The sequence below is a fragment of the Nonomuraea soli genome, from assembly GCF_013761175.1.
Taxonomy (GTDB): domain Bacteria; phylum Actinomycetota; class Actinomycetes; order Streptosporangiales; family Streptosporangiaceae; genus Nonomuraea; species Nonomuraea soli.
The window spans coordinates 222,253-242,308 of the sequence record NZ_JACDUR010000010.1 but is presented as its reverse complement, the minus strand read 5'-3'; the positions used below and the strand labels follow the sequence as shown (position 1 = coordinate 242,308).

20 protein-coding genes are annotated in these 20,056 nt (G+C 70.4%); 9 read left to right on the top strand and 11 right to left on the bottom strand.

Going from position 1 to position 20,056, the window contains the following annotated elements; translation table 11 throughout:
- Positions 1-6: 6 nt before the first annotated feature.
- Both HNR30_RS42665 and HNR30_RS50525 read right to left on the bottom strand, forming a co-directional pair.
- Positions 7-357 (bottom strand): holo-ACP synthase, encoded by a 351-nt coding sequence (locus HNR30_RS42665; RefSeq protein ID WP_181615914.1) that lies wholly within the window; start codon positions 355-357, stop codon positions 7-9.
- 51 nt (positions 358-408) lie between these two features.
- Complete coding sequence (locus HNR30_RS50525) at positions 409-2,919, bottom strand: helix-turn-helix domain-containing protein (protein WP_181615913.1); 2,511 nt, start codon at positions 2,917-2,919, stop codon at positions 409-411.
- A 57-nt stretch (positions 2,920-2,976) separates the two neighbouring features.
- Between HNR30_RS50525 and HNR30_RS42655 the strand changes: the two genes are divergently transcribed.
- On the top strand, positions 2,977-3,423 hold the full coding sequence (locus HNR30_RS42655; RefSeq protein ID WP_181615912.1) for a VOC family protein: 447 nt from the start codon (positions 2,977-2,979) through the stop codon (positions 3,421-3,423).
- Here the strand turns inward: HNR30_RS42655 and HNR30_RS42650 are convergent.
- Positions 3,420-4,838, bottom strand: coding sequence for an alkaline phosphatase PhoX (locus HNR30_RS42650; RefSeq protein ID WP_181615911.1), 1,419 nt, complete (start codon positions 4,836-4,838; stop codon positions 3,420-3,422). The genes HNR30_RS42655 and HNR30_RS42650 overlap by 4 nt on opposite strands.
- A 153-nt stretch (positions 4,839-4,991) precedes the next feature.
- On the opposite strand from HNR30_RS42650, the gene coaA reads away from it, so the two are divergent.
- The gene (gene coaA / locus HNR30_RS42645) at positions 4,992-5,894 is read left to right on the top strand and encodes a type I pantothenate kinase (RefSeq protein ID WP_181616019.1); all 903 of its coding nucleotides are present in this window, start codon (positions 4,992-4,994) and stop codon (positions 5,892-5,894) included.
- On the opposite strand, the gene HNR30_RS49770 is transcribed toward coaA, so the two are convergent.
- The gene (locus tag HNR30_RS49770; RefSeq protein WP_281389969.1) at positions 5,866-5,994 is read right to left on the bottom strand and encodes a hypothetical protein; all 129 of its coding nucleotides are present in this window, start codon (positions 5,992-5,994) and stop codon (positions 5,866-5,868) included. The genes coaA and HNR30_RS49770 overlap by 29 nt on opposite strands.
- A 71-nt stretch (positions 5,995-6,065) precedes the next feature.
- Between HNR30_RS49770 and HNR30_RS42640 the strand changes: the two genes are divergently transcribed.
- Genes HNR30_RS42640 through HNR30_RS42620 form a run of 5 tightly spaced genes read left to right on the top strand, consistent with a single transcriptional unit; the run spans position 6,066 to position 10,433 of the window.
- The gene (locus tag HNR30_RS42640; RefSeq protein WP_220134675.1) at positions 6,066-7,001 is read left to right on the top strand and encodes a DUF389 domain-containing protein; all 936 of its coding nucleotides are present in this window, start codon (positions 6,066-6,068) and stop codon (positions 6,999-7,001) included.
- Positions 7,002-7,041: 40 nt separating this feature from the next.
- Positions 7,042-7,950 (top strand): ABC transporter ATP-binding protein, encoded by a 909-nt coding sequence (locus HNR30_RS42635; protein ID WP_181615909.1) that lies wholly within the window; start codon positions 7,042-7,044, stop codon positions 7,948-7,950.
- A complete protein-coding gene (locus HNR30_RS42630; RefSeq protein WP_181615908.1) occupies positions 7,943-8,806 on the top strand; it encodes an ABC transporter permease in 864 nt (287 codons plus the stop codon). Before HNR30_RS42635 ends, HNR30_RS42630 begins: the two co-directional genes overlap by 8 nt.
- Entirely contained in the window at positions 8,803-9,717 is a 915-nt protein-coding gene (locus tag HNR30_RS42625) for an ABC transporter ATP-binding protein (protein WP_181615907.1), read from the top strand. The genes HNR30_RS42630 and HNR30_RS42625 overlap by 4 nt, the downstream gene beginning before the upstream one ends.
- On the top strand, positions 9,717-10,433 hold the full coding sequence (locus HNR30_RS42620) for an ABC transporter permease (RefSeq protein ID WP_181615906.1): 717 nt from the start codon (positions 9,717-9,719) through the stop codon (positions 10,431-10,433). Before HNR30_RS42625 ends, HNR30_RS42620 begins: the two co-directional genes overlap by 1 nt.
- A gap of 594 nt (positions 10,434-11,027) precedes the next feature.
- On the opposite strand, the gene HNR30_RS42615 is transcribed toward HNR30_RS42620, so the two are convergent.
- From HNR30_RS42615 to rplM, 7 genes are all read right to left on the bottom strand, one after another.
- Positions 11,028-11,528 carry a hypothetical protein gene (locus tag HNR30_RS42615; protein WP_181615905.1) on the bottom strand — a complete coding sequence of 167 codons (501 nt, stop codon included), beginning with the start codon at positions 11,526-11,528 and terminating at the stop codon, positions 11,028-11,030.
- A 32-nt stretch (positions 11,529-11,560) separates the two neighbouring features.
- Positions 11,561-13,393, bottom strand: a complete 1,833-nt coding sequence (locus tag HNR30_RS42610) for an AMP-binding protein (protein ID WP_312895039.1) — start codon at positions 13,391-13,393, stop codon at positions 11,561-11,563.
- A complete protein-coding gene (locus tag HNR30_RS42600) occupies positions 13,390-14,346 on the bottom strand; it encodes a hypothetical protein (RefSeq protein WP_220134635.1) in 957 nt (318 codons plus the stop codon). Before HNR30_RS42600 ends, HNR30_RS42610 begins: the two co-directional genes overlap by 4 nt.
- 113 nt (positions 14,347-14,459) lie before the next feature.
- On the bottom strand, positions 14,460-15,641 hold the full coding sequence (locus HNR30_RS42595) for an ATP-grasp domain-containing protein (RefSeq protein ID WP_181615903.1): 1,182 nt from the start codon (positions 15,639-15,641) through the stop codon (positions 14,460-14,462).
- Positions 15,642-15,750: 109 nt separating this feature from the next.
- Positions 15,751-17,085: a phosphoglucosamine mutase gene (gene glmM, locus HNR30_RS42590; protein WP_181615902.1), complete on the bottom strand. Its 1,335-nt coding sequence runs from the start codon at positions 17,083-17,085 to the stop codon at positions 15,751-15,753.
- A gap of 2 nt (positions 17,086-17,087) precedes the next feature.
- Complete coding sequence (gene rpsI / locus HNR30_RS42585; protein WP_181615901.1) at positions 17,088-17,609, bottom strand: 30S ribosomal protein S9; 522 nt, start codon at positions 17,607-17,609, stop codon at positions 17,088-17,090.
- A gap of 19 nt (positions 17,610-17,628) precedes the next feature.
- On the bottom strand, positions 17,629-18,072 hold the full coding sequence (gene rplM / locus HNR30_RS42580; protein WP_181615900.1) for a 50S ribosomal protein L13: 444 nt from the start codon (positions 18,070-18,072) through the stop codon (positions 17,629-17,631).
- A gap of 379 nt (positions 18,073-18,451) precedes the next feature.
- Between rplM and HNR30_RS42575 the strand changes: the two genes are divergently transcribed.
- Both HNR30_RS42575 and HNR30_RS42570 read left to right on the top strand, forming a co-directional pair.
- Positions 18,452-19,102: a CAP domain-containing protein gene (locus HNR30_RS42575; RefSeq protein ID WP_181615899.1), complete on the top strand. Its 651-nt coding sequence runs from the start codon at positions 18,452-18,454 to the stop codon at positions 19,100-19,102.
- Between the two features lie 35 nt (positions 19,103-19,137).
- Positions 19,138-19,968 carry a hypothetical protein gene (locus HNR30_RS42570; RefSeq protein ID WP_181615898.1) on the top strand — a complete coding sequence of 277 codons (831 nt, stop codon included), beginning with the start codon at positions 19,138-19,140 and terminating at the stop codon, positions 19,966-19,968.
- Positions 19,969-20,056: the final 88 nt, after the last annotated feature.

Below are 20,056 nucleotides of genomic sequence, written 5' to 3'. Positions count from 1 at the left end.
AGCAAACTAACCTTCGGCGATCACGTAGGCCACCGCGACCCCCGCGTCGTGGCTGAGGGAGATGTGCCAGCGTTTGACCCCGAGTTCGTAGGCGACCTCCGCGGCCTTGCCCGTCACGTGCAGCGACGGCCTGCCGTTCTCGTCGCAGCGCACCTCGGCCTCCAGGTGGCCCAGGCCCTTCGGCGCGCCCAGAGCCTTGGCCACCGCCTCCTTGGCGGCGAAACGCGCGGCCAGCGAGTGCGCGGGCCGCCCGCGTTCCTGCTCGGTGAACAGCCGCGCGGCCAGCGCCGGGGTGCGCTCCAGCGCCGCCGCCAGCCGGGCGATGTCGACGACGTCCACGCCGATGCCAAGGATCATCCACCCACAGTAGCCAAGCGCGAAGGGATCGGCCGGGACGCCCGGCCCTGATCACTGCCCCAGCAGCGGCCCGAGGTCGCCGCGCCCCGAGACGCCCAGCTTGCCGAAGGCCGCCTGGAGGTGGTTGTCGACCGTGCGCGGCGACAACACGAGCCGGTCGGCGATCTCCTTGCTGCTGTGTCCCGCCGCGGCCAACCGGGCGATCTCCAGCTCGCGTTTGGTGAGGGCGGGTGCGGCCAGCCTGGCCAGCGCCGGGGTGGCCGCGCCCCGGCACTCGCGCGACAGCGCCCAGGCCCTGGCCGAGGCGGCTCTGGCCGACGCCTGGCGGCCTGCTTCCGCGAACGCTCCGGCGGCCTGGGCCGCCGCCTCCGCGGCGTGCAGGAGCAGCCCGGCCCCGGCGAACTCCTCCGCCACCGCCATCAGGTCGCGGCCGTGGTGGACGGCGGCCGCGTGGAGCGCGGCGAGCTCGGCCAGCCGTCCCTGGCACAGTCCGGCGAGCTCGGCCAGGCGGTGCGCGGTGGCGGGCGACCGGTCGCCGAGCCGTACGGCGGTGTGCAGGGCGAGCACCTCGAGTCCTGGCAGGCCGCGCTCGCCCGCCAGCGCGGCGGCCCGGAGGGCCTCGGCGGCGGAACCGGTCAGCCAGGGGCGGGCCAGATCGATCATCGTCTGGTGGATCGGAGTGGCGGGCGGGATGGCCTCCGCCTCCGCCAAGGCCCGCCCGGCCAGGGCCACGTCGCCCGCCAGGCCAGCGGCCAGGGCCAGGTCGGCCCGGTTGATGGAGTCGACCCGGTCGGGCAGCACCGGAGGAGCGGGCCGCAGCAGCTCGACCGCCTCACGGACCCGCCCCGCCATGAGGGCCGCCACCCCCTCGGCCCACTGGTGGCCGAAGCGGGCCGCCTCCCAGGTCTCCGTGCCGATGGCGCCGATCTCGGCGGCGGCCGACCGGCACAGGTCCAGGTCGCCGATGAGCGTGGCGGCATGGATGCGGATGAAGTTCATCGACATGACCAGGACCGGGATCTCCTCGCGCCAGGCGGTCCCGAGGCCGATCGCCCGGTCGACGGACTCGAGGGCGTCGAGCGGCCTGCCGGTGAACAGCAGCGCCCAGGCGGTCGTGACGTGCGCCTGGACGGCGAGCCCCGGGTTGCCCGGCCTGGCCAGGATCGTCGCCGCCAGCTCGGCCGTGGCCGTGTAGCGCCCGGCTGCCATGGTGAACATGGTCCGCATGAGGGTGATCTCCTGGAGGTTCTCCAGGTCGTCGACCATGACGGCGGCGTCCTCCAGCAGCCGCTCGGCCTCGGCCAGGCGGCCCAGCTGGCCCAGGGTGCGCCCGAGGGTGGTGGCCAGCAGCGCCCTGGTGCGCTCCTCGCACTCCTGCTCCCAGGTGGACCGGAGGATCTCGGCCGCTTCCTCGGGCCGCCCCGCGTAGCCCAGCACCGTGCCCAGCAGCAGCCCCGCCTCGGGCCCGCCGCCCGCCTCGACCGCCGCCCTGCCCAGCCGTTCCGCCAGGGGGTAGTCGGCCACCGCCCAGGCCAGCCGCAACGCGGCCAGCAGCGGCTCGGGATCGGTGGCGCTGCCGCTGTCGAGCCGCCAGACCGCCAGGCGGAGCACGTCGTCGCGTCTGCGGGCGCCCGTCGACTCGACCGCTCCCGCCAGCTCGCGCAGGCGGCGCATCGTACGCAGGCGGGGCGTGCCCGCCCTGACCGCCTCGCCGTACAAGGGGTGGCTCAGCCGTACGGCCTGGCGGCGGCGGTCGCCGATCACCGTGATCAGCCCGCGTTCCTCGAGGTTCTCCACCGCGCCCGCGCCCGCCAGGCGCACCAGCATGTCGAGTCCGAGCGGCTCGCCCAGCGCGGCTAGTTCGAGCGCGGCCCGCTCGGGTTCGGCGAGCGTGCCGATGCGCAGCTCGATCAGCTCCGACAGCCGACGGGGCAAGGTCAGCCGCCCGGCCCAGCGCCAGCGTCCGTCGTCGAGCCGCAGCGCCCCCGCGGCCACCAGCTCGCGCAGGTAGAGCGCGTTGCCGCGGGTGAGTTCGGCCAGCCGGTCGGCCGCGTCGCGCTCGACGGGACCACCCAGCACCCGCTCCAGCAGGGCGTGCACGTAGGTCAGCGGCCCGACGTCGACCCGCTCGGCCAGCTCGTCCTTCCACAACGAGACGATCGCGTCAGGGCAGGGCTCGCCGGTGCGCACCGTGGCCACCAGCTGGGCCCGCCCGGCCGCGACGAGCTGGTGGACCAGCGTGGCCGAGGTGGCGTCGAGCCGGTGCGCGTCGTCGACCAGCAGCAGCACGCGCCCGCTGCCCGCGATGGCGTCGGCCGCCCAGGCGAGCACGTTCCCCTCGGGAGGTACGGCAGGCAGCAACGGCGACAGCGCGCCCAGCGGGAGGTCGGGAACGGTGGCGCTGACGCGCAGCGCGTCGGCGCAACCGACCGCCTCGGCGGCCAGGCGGCTCTTGCCGACGCCCGCCGTACCGGAGAGGACCACGGACGCGCCCGCGGCCAGCAGGTCCGCGAGCCCGGCCAGCTCGGCGGAGCGGCCGGTGAAGGGCCAAGGGGTGGGCACCTTTCTGAGTAAAGCGTTACTCAGGGCGGCCTGGCGAACAACGGCCATCATGGACCCATGTTCATCACGGGCGTTCGCCACCTCAAGATCTGGGTCACCGATCTCGGCCGCAGCCGCGCCTTCTACGAGAAGGTCTTCCGGCTGGAGCACTCGATCAGCTTCGCCGACGACGACGGCGTGGTGCGCGGCATGTCCTTCCGCATCCCGGGGGTCGCCTTCGAGCTGGCGATCAGGGAGAACCCGGAACTGGCCAAGGCGATGCACGACGCCGACCCGTTCGCGCTCGCCACCACGCGCGAGGGTCTGGAGCAGTGGGTGGAACACCTCGACCGGCTGGACATCTGGCACCCGCCGATCGTGCGCGCCTCGCGCGGGTGGGCCTGCGGGTTCCGCGATCCGGACGGGATCCAGATCCGCCTGTACGCCTACGACGAGGAGGTCGCCGGGGAGACCGGCGACCACGTCGTGTCGGGTGGCGCTCCGAAGAAGTGGATGGGTTCCTAGAAGCCGCCCCGGTGCCAGGGACCCCAGATCGCGAAGGAGCGGCCCTGGGAGGACTGCACGTTGACGTACAGCGTGTGCCCTCCCGGCCCGAAGCTGGAGCCGGCGAACTCCGCGCCGGAGTCGCCGGAGACCGCGACCAGGCGCGAGAAGTCGAAGATCTCGCCCTGGCGGGTGAGGCCGCGCAGGTAGTTGTCGCCTCCGCCGTCCTCGCAGAGCACGAGCGTGCCCCGGTTGCTGGTGGTCACGTTGTCGGGCAGGTCGAGCACGGTCGAGCCGGGCGACTCGTAGACCAGCTTCAGCGTGTTGCTCCAGGTCTCGTAGGCCCACACCTGGCCGCGGCCCTTGCCGAAGCCCGACGGCGGGGTGTCGCCGGGGGCGGTGGCGCCGCCCTGCGTGGAGACGAAGTAGATCGTCCCGTGGTGGAAGATCGCGCCTTCCAGCCGGGAGAATCCCGCCGCGCCCTTGGCCCGCCCCTGCAGGCCGACGGCCTGGATGGCGGTGTCGTTGCTGGGCGTGCCGGTGAAGGTGGGGTCGGGGTCGTCGATGTCCACCCAGGTGACCTTGTAGCTGGCGCCCGGCTGCTGTCCGACCGACAGGTCCTTGTTCGGCTCGCCCTTCACGGCGAGCATCTGCAGCCTGCCGCCGTCGAGCAGCCTCCTGGCCGCCATCGGGTGCCTGGGCGGCAGGTAACGGTAGAAGCCGCTGGGGAAGGCGAAGTTGTCCTCGCTCAGGAACAGCGCCCCCGAGCTGGGGTCGAAGGCCACCGACTCGTGGGCGAAGCGGCCGGCCGACCGGATCGGCTGCGCGCTGGCCCTGCGGTCCGTCGGCACCTCGAAGATGTAGCCGTGCTTCTGGGTGAGCTTGGAGTTGTCGCCGCCGGAGAAGTCGTTGCCCACGTCGGGGCCGTTGACGGTCTCCTCGCACGTCACCCAGGCGCCCCACGGCATCGGTCCGCCCGAGCAGTTCATCATGGTGCCGTTCAGCGACGGGCCGCTCCTGACGACCTCGCCGTAGCGGGTGACCTCCAGCGTCGCCGTGCCGCCGCCGGCGGCGGGGTCGTAGGCCTTGGCCGGGTCGCCGAACGCGCCGACCGGGCCGTTGACCTCGTGGTTGCGCACCAGGATCGCGTGGCCGCGCCTGCCGTGGAAGGCGGCCATGCCGTCGTGCCGCCCGGGGGTCGTGGAACCTTCGGTGAACGCCTCACCCGCGGGGTTGAACGAGCGGTACCTGAAGCCCTGCGGCAGGTGGAGGCGGACGACCCCGTCCCGCTCGTCGGGCACGGGCAGCAGCGGGCCGTAGCCGGGGCCCGGCCTGAGGCCGCCGTTCACCCCCGCCTGGGCGACGCCTGCGAACGGCCCGGCCACGCCGGCCGCGGCGAGGGCTCCGGCACCGGTGATGAAGCTCCGACGATCCATGGGTGCTGCCTTTCCGAGCGCGGTTGTTCACCGCACGTTAATCGTCACCGCCCGGATCGCCATATGTCGCAATTCGCCAAAGTCGCCGAACGGTGACCCGTCCCGCACGAGATCACGTCAGCTCGTTAGGCTGCCTGCGTGAATAACGGCTACGTGGAACTGAGCAGGGAGCAGTGGAGCGAACTCCGCAAGAACACGCCCTTGACTCTCACCGCTGACGAGCTGGAAGACCTGCGCGGCCTCGACGACCCCATCGACCTGGCCGAGGTCACCGACATCTACCTCCCCCTCACCCGGCTGCTGAACCTGCACTTCACCGGGTCCAAGCAGCGAAGCACGGCGCTCAACGCCTTCCTGGGCGGCCCCGAGCGGCGCGTGCCGTACATCCTGGGCATCGCGGGCAGCGTCGCCGTCGGCAAGTCGACGACGGCGCGGCTGCTGCACACGCTGCTCAAGCGCTGGCCCGAGCACCCGAACGTGGCGCTGGTGACCACCGACAGCTTCCTGTACCCGAACGCGGTGCTGGAGGCCAGGGGCATCATGCAGCGCAAGGGCTTCCCCGAGAGCTACGACCGCAGGGCGCTGGTGCGTTTCGTGGCCGAGGTGAAGGCGGGCGCCGCCGAGGTGCATGCGCCGATCTACAGCCACCTGGAGTACGACATCGTCCAGGGTGAGACCCAGCTGGTGAAAAATCCGGACATCCTCATTCTCGAGGGGCTGAACGTGCTCCAGCCCGCTCCCCCCACCGCCCTGGCCGTCTGCGACTACTTCGACTTCTCGATCTACGTCGACGCCCGCGTCGAGGACATCCGCGACTGGTACGTCGCCCGGTTCCACAAGCTGCGCCAGACCGCCTTCGAGGACCCCCAGTCCTACTTCAGGTTCATCGCCGACCTGTCGCACGAGGAGGCGAGCACCTTCGCGCGCAACGTGTGGCGCGACATCAACGAACGCAACCTGGTGGAGAACATCCTGCCGACCCGCGGCAGGGCGGGGCTGGTGCTGCAGAAGGGCGCCGACCACTCCATCAGACGCGTACGGCTCCGCCGTACCTGACCTCCTCCATGAGGTAGGTGGCCAGGCGCCCCCAGCACTCGCGGTCGTCGATGGCGGCGAACCAGCACTGCTCGCCGTGTTCATGACAGGTGGGTCTCATGGGGGCAGCCTGGCGCGCGGCCATCAACGTTCCGTCAACACCGGATACACGACAATGGCGTTGTGCTGCATATGCGAGTGGTCAGCCCGCCCGGCCGGACCGACGAGGTGCTGGAGACGCTGGAGAGCTGCACCGGCGTCACCAACATCGCGGTCCTGCCGGGCGCGGCGCGCCGGCCCGAGGGCGACCTGATCTTCTGCGACCTGGCTCGCGAGTCCGCCAACACCGTCATCGGCCGGCTGAAGTGGCTGGAGACCGAGGGGTCGATGGCCGTCGAGCAGGTCGACCTGTCGATCTCCCGGGCGTCGGAGGAGGCCAAGGAGGACGCGCCGGGCGAGGGCGACGACGCGGTGATCTGGGAGGAACTGCGCCAGCGGGTGCAGGGCGACTCCCGGATCACCTGGGCCTATCTGGCCTTCTTCGCCATCGCCACCCAGCTTGCGGGCATCGGCGTGCTGCTGAACTCCCCGATCCTGATCGTCGGCGCGATGGTGCTCGGCCCGGAGTTCGGCGCGGTGGCGGCCATCTGCTTCGGGTTGATGCTGCGCAGGTGGCGCCTGATCGGCAGCTCGTCGATCACCCTGATCGTCGGGTTCTCCGTGGGCATCGCGGTGACCTTCGCGTGCGCCCTGGTCTCCTCATGGCTCGGCTGGGTCAACCACAGCATGCTGGAGCTCAACGCCGAAGTGCAGTTCATCGTGCTGCCCGACAAGTTCTCGTTCATCGTGGCTCTGCTCGCGGGCGTGGCGGGCGTGCTGTCGATCACCGCGGGCAAGTCGTCGGCGCTGGTCGGCGTCTTCATCTCGGTCACGACCATCCCGGCGGCGGGCTACGCGGCCGTGGCGACAGCTCTGGCCGACTGGGGTGCGGTGGGCGGCGCGGCCGCGCAACTCGCGATCAACATCACGGGCATGGTGGTCTCAGGTACGGCCACGCTCATCGTCCAAAGGACCTTCTGGCCTCAAGTTGGTCAATCCGCGGAACGAGGGAGGAAATCCTCCGCGTGACGGAGGCCCTGATCAAGAGCCTGCGGGTAGGGTCCGGATCATGCACATCCTCGTCACCGAGGGGCTGACCAAACGCTTCCCCGGCGTCACCGCGCTGGACCAGCTCACCGTCACGACCGGACCCGGCGTGACGGGCCTGGTCGGGGCGAACGGGGCCGGCAAGTCCACGCTCATCAAGATGCTGCTCGGACTGCTGCCGCCCTCGTCAGGACGCGCGCAGGTGCTCGGCCTCGACATCGCGACCCAAGGCGCGCAGATCCGCCGGGTCGTCGGGTACATGCCCGAGCACGACTGCCTGCCACCCGACGTGTCGGCCACCGAGCTGGTGGTCCACCTCGGACAGATGTCCGGCCTGCCCCGTACGGCATCGCGCGAGCGTGCCGCCGACGTGCTGCGGCACGTGGGACTGTACGAAGAGCGCTACCGCCCGATCGGCGGCTACTCCACCGGCATGAAGCAGCGGGTCAAACTGGCCCAGGCCCTGGTGCACGACCCGCAACTGGTCTTCCTCGACGAGCCCACCAACGGGCTCGACCCGCAGGGACGCGACGAGATGCTCGCGCTCATCAGGCGCATCGGCAGCGAGTTCGGCATCAGCGTGCTGGTCACCTCGCACCTGCTGGGCGAGCTCGAACGGGTCTGCGACCACGTGATCGTCATCGACTCCGGGCGGCTGCTGCGCTCCAGCGCGATCGGCGACTTCACCCAGGCCACCTCCGTGCTGACGGTCGAGGTCGAAGAGGGCACCGACGCGCTGCTCGCCAAGCTCACCGAGGCCGGCCAGACCGTCACCCCGCAGGGCCGCGCGCTCCTGGTCAAGGTCGACGGCCCCGGCACCTACGACGCCATCCGCGACGCGGCGGTCGAGCTCGAACTCTGCCTGACCAGGCTGGAGCAGGGCCGCCAGCGCATCGAGGACGTCTTCCGCGAGGAGGTGGCAGGTGTCTGAGGGAGTCATCCACGACATCGGTTACCGTCACTACGACGGTGCCAGGCTCGGTTCCGCGTACGGCACGCGCGCGCTGTTCGTCTTCACCCTGCGCGGCATCTTCGGCCTCGGGCGCCCGGCACGCAGCAAGGTGATGCCCTTCTTCCTGGTCACGGTGATGCTGCTGCCCGCAGTCGTCTCGATCGTCGTCATGACGCTCATGAACGAGACCGCGATGACGTACACCTCGATGCCGACCATCATGCAGGCCGTGCCCGCGATCTTCCTCGCCTCCCAGGCGCCCACGGCGGTGGCGCCCGACCTGCGCTACAAGGTCCTGCCGCTGTACCTGTCGAGGCCGGTGGGCGTCACGCAGTACGTCCTGGCCAAGTACGCGGCCATGGTGCTGGCGCTCTTCCTGCTCATGGCGGTGCCGCTGGTGCTCATGTTCGTCGGCGAGTTGCTCGTCGACATGCCCGACGAGCCGCTGCGCACCCAGCAGTTCGCCGCCGGGCTCTTCACCTCGCTGGTGCTCGCCGTGCTCCTGGCCGGCGTCGGGCTGCTGCTGGCCTCGCTCACCCCCCGGCGCGGGCTCGGCGTCGCCTCGGTGATCGCCGTCTACATGTTGTGCCTGGCCATCTCGGGCGCCCTCGTGGGCACCTTCGAGTCCGTCGGGCGCACCACCGCCACCGAGTGGGCCTGGCTGATCAACCCGTTCTTCCTGGTCGACGCGGTGCGCGTGTGGCTGTTCGGCGGCGAGGTGGCCAGCGGCGGCACCTACCCGCCGGGGCCGGGCCCCGCGCTGATCGTGATCGCGCTGATCGCCTTCACCCTCGGCGCGCTGTTCCTGCGATACCGGAAGGCGGCGGCCCGATGAAGATCGAGCTCTCCCAGGTCTCCCGCTGGTACGGCAACGTCGTGGCGGTCAACGACGTCACCATGACGATCGGGCCGGGCGTCACCGGCCTGCTCGGACCCAACGGCGCCGGAAAATCCACACTTCTTCACATGATGGCGGGCTTTCTCGCCCCATCCAACGGCACCGTCACCCTCGACGGTAACCAGGTATGGAAGAACCACCACATTTACCGGAACGTCGGCCTGGTCCCCGAGCGCGAGGGCGTCTACGGCTTCCTCACCGGCTGGCAGTTCGTCCTGTCCGCCGCCAAGCTGCACGGCATGTCCGACCCCGTCTCCGCCGCCTCCAAGGCGCTGGCCGTCGTCGACATGGAAGCCGCCCGCGACCGGCGCGTCGAAACCTACTCCAAAGGCATGAAGCAGCGCGTCAAGGTCGCCGCCGCCCTCGTCCACGACCCCGCCGTCCTCCTGCTCGACGAACCGTTCAACGGCATGGACCCGCGCCAGCGCCTGCACCTGATGGACCTCATCCGCCAGATGGGCGCCTCCGGCAAGACCATCCTGTTCAGCTCGCACATCCTCGAAGAAGTCGAGCGAGTCGCCCAGCACATCGAGGTGCTCGTCGCCGGACGGCACGCCGCCTCCGGCGACTTCCGCGAGATCCGGCGGCTCATGACCGACCGGCCCCACCTGTTCCGCATCCGCTCCAGCGACGACCGCAAACTGGCCGCCGCACTCATCGTCGACGGCAGCACCGGCGGCGTCACCCTCGGCCCCGACGGGCTCGAGGTCCAGGCGCTCGAGTTCCGCCGCTTCACCTGGCTGCTGCCACGGGTCGCCCAGGCCAACGGCATCCACCTGCAGCAGGTCTCGCCCGCCGACGAGGACCTGGAGAGCGTCTTCGCCTACCTGATCAACCGGAGCGCGTGATGAACACCGTGGTCGCAGGGATCACCTTCCGCGCCATGCTCGGGCGCCGCCGCATCGTCCTGCTCATCCTGCTGCCGGTCTTCCTCATCGGCATGGCCTTCGCCCTGCGCCTGCTCGGCGACGCCGACCAGGCCACCGCCGTCAGCCTGCTGCAGGCCTTCTCGATCGGCACCATGCTGCCGCTGCTCGGGCTCATCGCGGGCACCGGCGTCATCGCACCGGAAATCGACGACGGCACCATCATCCACCTGCTGTCCAAGCCGATCTCGCGGCCGGTCATCGCGCAGACCAAGTTCCTCGTGGCGGCCACGATGCTCGTGCTCTTCGCGGCCATCCCCACCTACGCGGCCGCGTGGATCCTCATCCGGGGGGAGGCGGGGATCGCCCTCGGCTTCGCCCTCGGCGCCACCGTCGCCGGGTTCGCCTACGCGGCGGTGTTCCTGCTGCTGGGGGTGGTGACCAAGCATGCGGTGGCCATCGGGGTGGTGTACGCGCTGATCTGGGAGGGGCTCATCGGCACCTTCGTGCCGGGGGCGCGGAAGTTCTCGATCCAGCAGTGGGGGCAGACGATCGCCGACCAGTTGACGGATGTGCCGTTCTTGAAGTCGGACGTGGCGATCGGGTTCGCGGTGCCGGCCTTGGTGATCGTCACCGTGGGGGCGGTGGTGCTGGCGGGGATGCGCCTGCGGTCGTTCTCCCTCACGGGCGACGAGTAGACGGGAGACGAGCAGACGGGCGACGGGCAGGCAGCCGACCAGCAGGCCGGCGACGAGCAGGCCTGCGACGGGGACAGGGCCGGGCCAGGCACACCTCGCCCGGCCGCCCACCTTGCCACACCCCAGCCGACCCCCCGCCCGCCTTGCCGCATCCCAGCCGACCCCCCGCCCGCCTTGGCACGCCCCAGCCGACCGCCAACCTTGCCACGCCTCCGCCTGCCGCTGTGCTGGCCCGCCCAGTCGGCCGCTCGCCTTAGCACGCCTCAGCCAGCCGCCCGCCTTGGCACGCCTCAACCAGCCGCTTGTGCTGGCCCGCCCTCTGCAGCCACCGCTCGGCCTGGCCTCCGCCACCGCTCAGCCTGCCCCCGCCACCGCCCGGCACCACCCAGCCCGACCCGGCCCAGCCCGACCCGGCCCGCACTGCCTACCCCCGTATCGCCTACCCCCGTATCCCCTCCCCCTGCACGGTGGTCCCAGCGCGGCGGCCGCGGAATGGCACCCCATGGGAGGTGTCTCTGGCGGCGGCGACGGGCGCCGCCGTCCAGATCAACCTTCCTAGCAAGCCGCACTCGCCAGTGCGGCGGTCCCCCGGGGTCAGACGGGGAAGTCCTTCGGGTTCACCCCACTGGTGGACGCGTTTCCGCCCACCACGGCCTGCAGGGTGAGCGTCCAGATCGAGTAGCTGGTCGAGGTCGTGCTGAAGCGCAGCCTGTCGTCGAACCGCTGGTAGCTGGCGCTCTTCGTGAATCGCCGCTTGCTCGTGCTGTAGCGGTAGCCCGACGTGAAGTAGATCCGGTAGGTCCCGTCCACCACGGACGAAACCTTGGCCGTGGACTTGGCCCGGATGTAGATGCTGATCGCCTTGGTCTTGCCCTTCACGAGCGTGACCACGGCATCCCGCTTCGTGCCGTTCTTGATCTTCAGCACCCCCGCACCGCCGGAGATGCCGGCGTAGAGGATCTTCCCGTTGGCCGGCCTGGCCAGCGCCTCGGCCTGCACGGATAGCGAGGTCGCGGCCTCCGCCGGCACGGCTGAAGCGCCGGTCGCTAAGGCCGCCGCGAGCGCTACGCCCGCCAGAGATCGTTTCAGAGTCATCGCAGCAGCATTGCCAAGAGTCGAATGCCCCGTCAATTCACTATCTCCCGCAAAGCAGCTCGATCGAGCTTCTGCGACCGCCCCGACACCGGGAGTTCCGGCAGCACGACGATGCGATCGGGCAGCGCGCCGGCGTCCATCAGATCGGGCAGGCGCCTGCGCACCGCCCCCTCCTGGAAGCCCTCGCCCGCCACCAGCGCGAGCACGACCTCCTCGTCGCCGGTCTCGGGATCGGCCAGCCCCACGATGGCCGCCTCCCGCACGCCCGGCAGCGCGGCGATGGACGGTTCGTACAGGCTGGGATAGATGTTGAACCCGTCGCGCAGCAGCATGTCCTTCTTGCGGCCCAGCAGGACGATGTTGCCGTCGGCATCGAGGCGGACCAGGTCGCCGGTGGGCACCTCGGTCAGCGGCGCCTCGCCGAGGTAGCCGCGCGCGATGTGCGGCCCGCTGACGATCAGCTCCTGCTCCTCCGTCACGCGCACCCCCACGCCCGGCAGCGGCGGGCCGAGCAGGTCGCCTTGCGGATAGTCGAGCTTCTCCTCGGCGCTCGCCACAGAGATCGGCAGGGCTTCGGTCATGGCGTAGATGCTGTGCACCTGCCCGTTGGTCATCGCCATGCACTTCTTCAGCACGGCAGGGGGTGCCGGCGCCGAGCCGAGGAGCAGGTGGCGCACCGACGGCGGGACGCTCTCCAGCCGGGCCGCCTCCACGGGCACCTGGTAGAGGTGGGTGATCTCGCGGCCCTGCATGGTCGCGCCTGGCATGGACCAGGTCGCCCCGCCGATCAGCGCGGGCAGGCCGAGCATCAGGCCGTCGGTGTGGACGACGTCGCCGGGCTGCAGGGGGAAGCGGGCGCGGAAGATCTCCAGGCCCGCGGCCAGCGAGGCACGGGTGTGGACGACGCCACGGGGGTGGGCCGTGGTGCCTGATGTGAAGATCACGGCGGCAGGTGACTCGAGCTCAGCCCCGCGCACCTCCGACGCGCCGCCACCGGCCAAGCGGTCGCCGCCCGGCCCGCCACCGGCCCCAGGGATACCGCCCGGCCCGCCACCTCCCACGCCTGCACCCGCCACGCCTGAACCCGCCACGCCTGCACCCGCCACGCCTGCACCCGCCGCGCTGGACCCCGCCACGCCTGAACCCGCCGCACTGGAGCCCGCCGCACTCGATCCCGCCACGCCTGAACCCGCCGCGCTGGAGCCCGGCGTACCCGAGCCCATCCCACGTGGACCCGCCACACCCGAGCCCGCCGCGCCCGAGCCCGCCGCACCCGAGCCCGCCGCGCCCCAGCCCGCCACACCTGGGCCTGGTCCCCCAGCGCCCGGTCCCCCGGAGCCTGTCCCGCCATCCCCCGCACCCGGTCGGAGCGACCCGGCGTGCCCTCCGTCGAGCCGTATCGCCCTGCCCGGCACCCCCGGCAGCCACGGTCCCGTGTACGCGTGCCGTGCCGCCGCCCGTCCCAGCGCTGGCAGCAGCACCCCGCGTCGCCGCACCAGGCCTCGCAGCGGCCGGGCCGACGTCACCAGGTACAACAGCGACTCCGCCACCACCCACCCCGGCGACGCCACCCGCAGCCGTGCCTCCAGCACGCCCGGAGCGAGCCCCGGGTCGGCGAGGATCAACGTCCCGCCCGCCCCCACCACTCCCAGCGCCACCGCGATCGCCTCCGGCGAGGGCCGCACCGCGTAGAGCACCCCCTCGCCCGGCCGCAGCCCGGCCGAGACCAGCGTGTCCCGCACCCGCAACGACCGCTCCCGCAGCGCGCCGAAGGTCACCTCCCGCCCCTTGGCGTCGATGATCGCCGTCGCCCGCGGAGTCCGGGCGCAGGAGGCGAGCACCTCGGCGACCAGGTCCACGCTCACCACCCCTCCCTGCGCATCATCGGCACCACGAACCTCCCCAGAACCGCCTCCAGCACCACCCATGCCACCCGCCGGCGCCACGGCAGGTGCTCCACGTAAGCCGCCCGGTACTCGATCTGCGGCTCGGCCCCGCGCAGCCGCTTGAAGTGCCCCGCCCCCGCGCTGTCGTTGACCTTCAGCCCCCGCTCCTCCGCGATCTCGTAGAGCAGCGCGCTGAGCATGCGATACAGCCCTTCCTCACGAGGCCGATCGGTGTCATAGCCGAACACCGGCGTCGTGATCACCCCGTCGCGCTCGTAATAGCCGAGCACCGCCTCCACCCTCCCGTTCTTGGCCAGAGCCCGGTAGGTGAACGGCAGCTCAGCCACGAAACGCTCGCTGAACTGCGGATTGTTGCGTGAGTACTTGTCGAGGTAGAGCTTGTCGTACAGCTCGACGACCCGTTTCGGATCGTCGGGCACCACGACCTCGTATCCGTCGCGCTCGATCATCCGCAGCTCCCGCCGCCACCGCTTGCGCGCCCTGGAGGCCGTCTTGCCGGGTTCGATCAGGTAGATCTGCCGCCCGGGAACGTTCACGCACCCCGGGATCGGCTCGTTGACCGAGCAGAACACGATCGCGTGGTCGGGAAACTCCTGCCTCAGCCTCTCAATGGCCGCCTCGACCTGCCCCTCCCTCATCCGCGGATACAGATTCGTGGACAGCAGCCAGTTGTTGACCAGCACCACCCGGTTGACCCGCGAGAACCTGCACAACCACCCGAGCACCCCCAGCGCGCCCCGCAGGAGGGCACGCAGCACCGCACTTCCGACGAGATACAGCTCTTCCCCCGCATAGGTGACGTAGTGCGTGTACGGCGAGCACACCCACGCGTTGCCGTACTCCCCGTCGTTGACGGTGACGGGCAGAATGGTCTCACCATCCACCAGCAGGGTCCGGACGTCTGTCCGCACGTTGTGGATAAACTCCGCCGTCTCTCCGCCCATCAGCGGTTCCAGATACTTTCTGGCGAAATGGCCATCGGGCGTGTCCGGCCATGGCACCTGCCCGCCGTACAGCTCCGCCCTCACCGGCCGTCCCATTCGATGTCATAGGTCGAGCACTCGACCAGCGACCGCCCCGTCCACAACGAGCGCAGCCAGTTGTGCCACACCACCTCGAACTGCGACAGGAACGGCCCCCTGTCCCCCGGCACCGCGATCACGTCCTCCGCCTCGCGCACGACCCGGAGCCAGCGCCGCGGCTCTCGCACCATGCGCCACAGCCCGAAACTGAGCATCGCCGTAGCGATCATGGCCCGCTTGCCCACCTCCGGCCGCAGAACTCCCGCGTCCCGCCCGGACTCCGCCGCCACCGCGACCCGCCCGGACTCCGCCATCTCCCCGACCCGCCCGGTTCCCGCCATCACCCCGCCCCGCCCGGCTCCCGCCATCACCGCAGCCAGCTCGGGCCCGAAAAGGTGCACCCCGCTCGTGGCTCGCGGATTGCACTCCAGCGGCACCCCGTCGATGAAGTCGAAGGCCACCTGCCCCGAGAACCGCTCCGCCGCCAGGAACGCCGTGACCCACCCCTCCGTCCCGGCATCCTCGACGGGCGCGAAGTTCACACAAGCCCCCGAGGCGGTGAAGTCCACCTCATAAGCGGCATGCGCCACCAACCGCCCCCGATCGGCCACCGAATAGGTGCACAACTGCCGCCCTTCGAGCAGCTCCTGCGCCACCCACCCCTTCGGAACGGCCCCGGACGTCCGCACAGTCCGCACAGTCCGCACCTTCGTGGCGAACCTGGAGAACTCCGGCTTCACGATGTACGGCAAGCGGTCCATCGCCTCCCCCAGCCGCGTCTCGGGCACCGGCAACCCGTGCCCGCGAGCCTTCTGGACGAACTCCCACTTGCTGTGCAGCCCCCGCAGCTCCTCCAGCCCCGCCGCCAGCACGTGGCAGTGCGTGGCCAGCTCGTCCCGCCCCCTGGCCACCCAGAAGATCTCCTCGCAGGTGGGGACCAGCAGCTCCACCCTCTCCCGCCGGACGATCTCCACCAGCGCGCGGACGAACCGCTCCGGCGCCCTGTTCGGCGGCGGAACCCTGAACACCTCCGCCACCGCCCTGGACCTGCCGCACAGGTTCGCCGAGGCGCTCTCCGCCACCAGCACGCGGGCGCCTCCGGCGGCGAACTTCCTCGCCAGATCGAGCGCCACCGGCGCCCGGCCCCCGGTGATGAGCACCACCTTGTCCCGCAGCGTCGTCATGCGGTGAGCCTAGAGCGCGCCGATTGCCGTCAGATCAAGGCCCGCGTCACAAGAAGAGGGCACGGCTTCCTGACGGAAACCGTGCCCTCGACCACGCGAACAACGAAACTCAGACGCAGGCCACCCGGACCACGTCGGCCAGCCGGGAGGCCACGCTCGAAGCCTGGTCCTCCGAAGCGGCCTCCACCATGACCCGGATCATCGGCTCGGTGCCACTGGGCCGGATCAGCACGCGTCCCGTGTCACCCAGCTCGGCCTCGGCCACGGCCACGGCCTTGGCCAGCTCGTCGGCTCCGGCCTTGCCCCGATCGACACCCTTGACGTTGATCAGGATCTGCGGCATCGGCGTCACCACGGAGGCCAGCTCCGCGAGCGACTTGCCGGTGCGAGCCACGACGGACGCCAGGTGCAGCGACGTGAGCAGCCCGTCGCCGGTGGTCGCGTGGTCCAGCATGATCACATGTCCGGACTGCTCGCCACCGAGGTTGTAGCCGTCGGCCTTCATACGTTCCAACACGTACCGGTCGCCCACGGCCGTCTCGACGACCGAGATCCCGGCCTCGCGCATGGCGAGCTTGAAGCCGAGGTTGGACATGACGGTCGCGACGACGGTGTCCTGCGCCAGGCGCCCCTGGGCGTGCAGGTCGAGTGCGAGGACGGCCATGATCTGGTCGCCGTCGACGATCCGCCCGTCGTGGGTGACGGCCAGGCACCGGTCGGCGTCGCCGTCGTAGGCCAGACCGAAGTCGGCGCCACGGGAGATGACGACCTGCCGCAACTTGTCGAGGTGGGTCGAGCCCACGCCGGAGTTGATGTTGAGCCCGTCGGGGCGGCACCCGATCGTCTCGACCGAGGCCCCGGCGCGCACCAGGGCTTCGGGGGCGACCATGTAGGCGGCGCCGTGGGCGCAGTCGGCGACCACGTTGAGCCCTTCGAGGCTGCCGGACAGGGTGGCCAGAACGTGCGAGATGTAGCGGTCCGCTTCGCCGTACGCGTCACGGACCCGGCCCACCTTGGCGCCGGACGGCCGATCCCAGGGTTCCCGCAGCCGCTGCTCGATCTCGTCCTCGATCGCGTCGGACAGCTTGACGCCGCCGCGGGCGAGGATCTTGATCCCGTTGTCGGGTGCGGGGTTGTGCGAGGCCGACAGCATGACGCCGAAGTCGGCCCCGAGCGCGGAGGTCAGATAGGCCACCGCCGGGGTGGGAAGCACGCCGAGCCTGAGCACGTCCACCCCAGACGACGCAAGGCCGGCGACCACCGCGGCCTCCAGGAATTCACCTGAAGCGCGAGGGTCCCGGCCTACGACGGCAACAGCTCGTTTGCCGTCAGAAGCGTCTCCGAGGACGTGCGCGGCCGCCACGGACAGGTCCATGGCGAGCTCGGCCGTGAGGTCGCGACCCGCGACCCCACGTACCCCGTCGGTGCCGAACAAGCGGCCCAAAATTAACGCTTGCTGTACTGGGGAGCCTTACGGGCCTTCTTGAGACCGTACTTCTTCCGCTCCGTGGCGCGGGCGTCACGGGTGAGGAAGCCGGCCTTCTTCAGCGGCGGGCGGTTGTTCTCGACGTCGAGAATCGCCAGCGCGCGGGACAGGCCCATGCGCAGCGCGCCGGCCTGGCCGGTCACGCCGCCGCCGTCGATGCGGGCGATGACGTCGAAGGCCTCCTCGGCACCGAGCACCACGAAGGGCTCGTTGACGATCTGCTGGTGGACCTTGTTCGGGAAGTAGGTGTCAAGCGAACGCCCGTTGATCGTCCACTTGCCGGTGCCGGGGACGATGCGCACGCGGGCGATCGCCTCCTTGCGGCGGCCGGTGCCGTACGAGTTGCCGGTGGTGACCGGACGACGCACGGGGGCCTCGGCGAGGGCGCTCGACTCGGTGGTGTACTCGGACGGGAAGTCCTCGCCGGAGAACTCTTCCACCTCGGCCTCGACGGCCGTCTCGATACCGGTGGTCTCAGCCACGGTTTGTCCTCAAATCCTTCTACTGGGCGATCTGGGTGATCTCGAACGGCACGGGCTTCTGGGCCTGGTGCGGGTGCTCGGACCCGGCGTAGACCTTCAGCTTCTTGGCCATCTTCCGGCCGAGGGAGTTCTTGGGCAGCATGCCCTTCACGGCCTTCTCGACGGCCTTGTCGGGCCGCTTCTCCATGAGCTCGCCGTAAGTCACGGAACGCAGACCGCCCGGGTAGCCCGAGTGGCGGTAGGCCTTCTTCTGCTCCAGCTTGTTGCCGCTGAGCGCGATCTTGTCGGCGTTGATGATGATGACGAAGTCACCGGTGTCAACGTGGTTCGCGAAGATCGGCTTGTGCTTGCCGCGGAGCAGGATCGCGGCGTGGCTGGCCAGCCGGCCCAGGATGATGTCGGTGGCGTCGATGACGTACCACTGACGCTCCACCTCGGCGGGCTTCGGTGTGTAGGTGCGCACGGTCGTAAGCCTTATCTTGCTTGCGTCTACGGCGCTGTCGGAAACAGACAGCTTGGGGTCGGTCGGTGCGGGCGCACGACAGCCCGGACCTTCCGTCTCCGCTCAGAAATGGGAGATGACGCCGGACGCGCCGCGCATTGGTCGCGTCGGACCAGTGCACACAACGACCAACACCATAGCCGACCTGCGCGGCCAAGGCAAAACGACGGACGACAGAACGGTTCTATTTCGGTTCCCTGCAATCCCTTCTTTCCCAGCACCCCCCTTCCCTATCGTTGACTGCGGTATGTGGCAGACCCCTCACACCCGGCAGACCCAGCGGCGCGCACGGCGCAGGAGCCTCCTGGGTCCGTTGGCCTGTCTGCTGACAGTCCTGTTCGTGGGTGTGCTCATCGGCCGCCTCACCAGCGGCACCCCGGATCCGGCCGCCCAGATCTACCTCAAGAACACCCAGCCGTCGCCCACGGTCGCGGCCGCCAGCCCGCCGCCCGAGCCGCAGGCCTTCGCCGAGCCGATCCCCCGCGAAACCCCCAAGAGCCCCCGCGTACGGCGCAGCAGCACGCCGAAGCCGACGCCCTCCACGGGCGGCCAGGTCCCCGGCGACATGAACGACCCCACCAAGGTCTTCGGCAGCAACGACCTCGACGTGTCGACCTCGCTGGCCACCCAGGTCGTGCAACTGACCAATTCCGTACGGCGAAGCCACGGCTGCCGCCCGCTGCGCACCGATCGGCGGCTGACGAGGTCGGCGGAGGTGCACTCCCTGGAGATGGCGCGCTCGGGCCAGTTCTCCTTCGACTCGCCCGACGGCTCCTCCCCCTGGGACCGCATGGCGCGCGCCGGTTACACCCAGGGCGCGGCGGAGAACATCGGCCGCGGCTACGTCACCGCCGAGGAGGCGGTGCAGGGCTGGATGGCCAACCGCGACCACCGCAAGAACATCCTGAACTGCGAGATCCGCGCCATCGGCGTGGGCGTGGTCGCCGACGCCGGCGGACCCTGGTGGACTCAGGATTTCGGCTACTCCTGAGGCCTGTGGGGTCGCCGAGCGGCTAATCTCTCCGCATGGGTTTTCCCAAGAAACGTGAAAGCAACTCGGAGCCCTCTCCGCCGGAGCAGCAGCCGCAGGACCAGCCGCAGCAGCAGCAAGCCCGGCAGATGTGGAGCCCTTACGACGAGGGGCGGCGCAACCGCGGGCCGCTCTGGGCCGTCTTGGGTGGACTCGGCGTGCTCGGCCTGCTGGCCGGCGGCCTCGTGGTGATGTTCAACGCGGAGACGTCGGTGCCGGCCGCCACGGCGGCCCGCCAGACCTCCGACCCCCTGCCCTCCGCGCCGCCGGGCGAGTTCGCCTACCTGGAGCAGCGCGAGACCGATCCCGAGCCGCTGACGGTCAAGGAGATCTTCGCCGGCAAGAAGATCACCATCGACGGCCGCAAATACACCATGACCACCTCGCGCAAGGACACCAAGTGCGCCGAGGCGGTCGAGGGCGCGAAGCTCGAGAAGGCGCTCAAGTCCGGCAAGTGCACGATGATCATCCGGGGGAGCTTCAAGAGCTCCGACGACAAGATCATCGGAACGATCGGCGTCGCCAACCTCCTCAACACGGCAGCGTCCAAGAAGGCAGAGGCGGCCGGCGGCAAGGGCGAACGCCAGGACTACCTGAAGGCCCTGCCCGGCAAGGACGAGATCACCAAGTTCCTGGGCGCCGGAGAGGCGGGCGCCGAGGTCTGGCCTTACGGCCACTATGCCGTCATGATCTGGTTCCAGTTCAAGGACGGCCACAAGCCGTCGTCCAAGGAGAGCAAGCAGCTCGCCGAGGCGGCCAACGACGTCGCCAAGGCGACCGTCTTCAAGGCGCTCGACGCACGCCGGCTCACCGGTTACCCCGCCTAACTTTTCGGGAAAGGGTGCACAAATGGGACGAGTGATTCGACTGGGAACAGTCATACCGGCATGACGATCTTCTGACTCTCGCTAGGCT

What these genes read in the sequence shown, in the direction of transcription:
- HNR30_RS42625 (WP_181615907.1), top strand. Translation starts at nt 8,803, where the DNA reads ATGAAGATCGAGCTCTCCCAGGTCTCCCGCTGGTACGGCAACGTCGTG.
- HNR30_RS42655 (WP_181615912.1), top strand. Translation starts at nt 2,977, where the DNA reads ATGTTCATCACGGGCGTTCGCCACCTCAAGATCTGGGTCACCGATCTC.
- HNR30_RS42640 (WP_220134675.1), top strand. Translation starts at nt 6,066, where the DNA reads ATGCGAGTGGTCAGCCCGCCCGGCCGGACCGACGAGGTGCTGGAGACG.
- HNR30_RS42620 (WP_181615906.1), top strand. Translation starts at nt 9,717, where the DNA reads ATGAACACCGTGGTCGCAGGGATCACCTTCCGCGCCATGCTCGGGCGC.
- HNR30_RS49770 (WP_281389969.1), bottom strand. Translation starts at nt 5,994, where the DNA reads ATGAGACCCACCTGTCATGAACACGGCGAGCAGTGCTGGTTCGCCGCC.
- HNR30_RS42595 (WP_181615903.1), bottom strand. Translation starts at nt 15,641, where the DNA reads ATGACGACGCTGCGGGACAAGGTGGTGCTCATCACCGGGGGCCGGGCG.
- HNR30_RS42615 (WP_181615905.1), bottom strand. Translation starts at nt 11,528, where the DNA reads ATGACTCTGAAACGATCTCTGGCGGGCGTAGCGCTCGCGGCGGCCTTA.
- HNR30_RS42635 (WP_181615909.1), top strand. Translation starts at nt 7,042, where the DNA reads ATGCACATCCTCGTCACCGAGGGGCTGACCAAACGCTTCCCCGGCGTC.
- HNR30_RS42570 (WP_181615898.1), top strand. Translation starts at nt 19,138, where the DNA reads ATGGGTTTTCCCAAGAAACGTGAAAGCAACTCGGAGCCCTCTCCGCCG.
- HNR30_RS42650 (WP_181615911.1), bottom strand. Translation starts at nt 4,838, where the DNA reads ATGGATCGTCGGAGCTTCATCACCGGTGCCGGAGCCCTCGCCGCGGCC.
- HNR30_RS42665 (WP_181615914.1), bottom strand. Translation starts at nt 357, where the DNA reads ATGATCCTTGGCATCGGCGTGGACGTCGTCGACATCGCCCGGCTGGCG.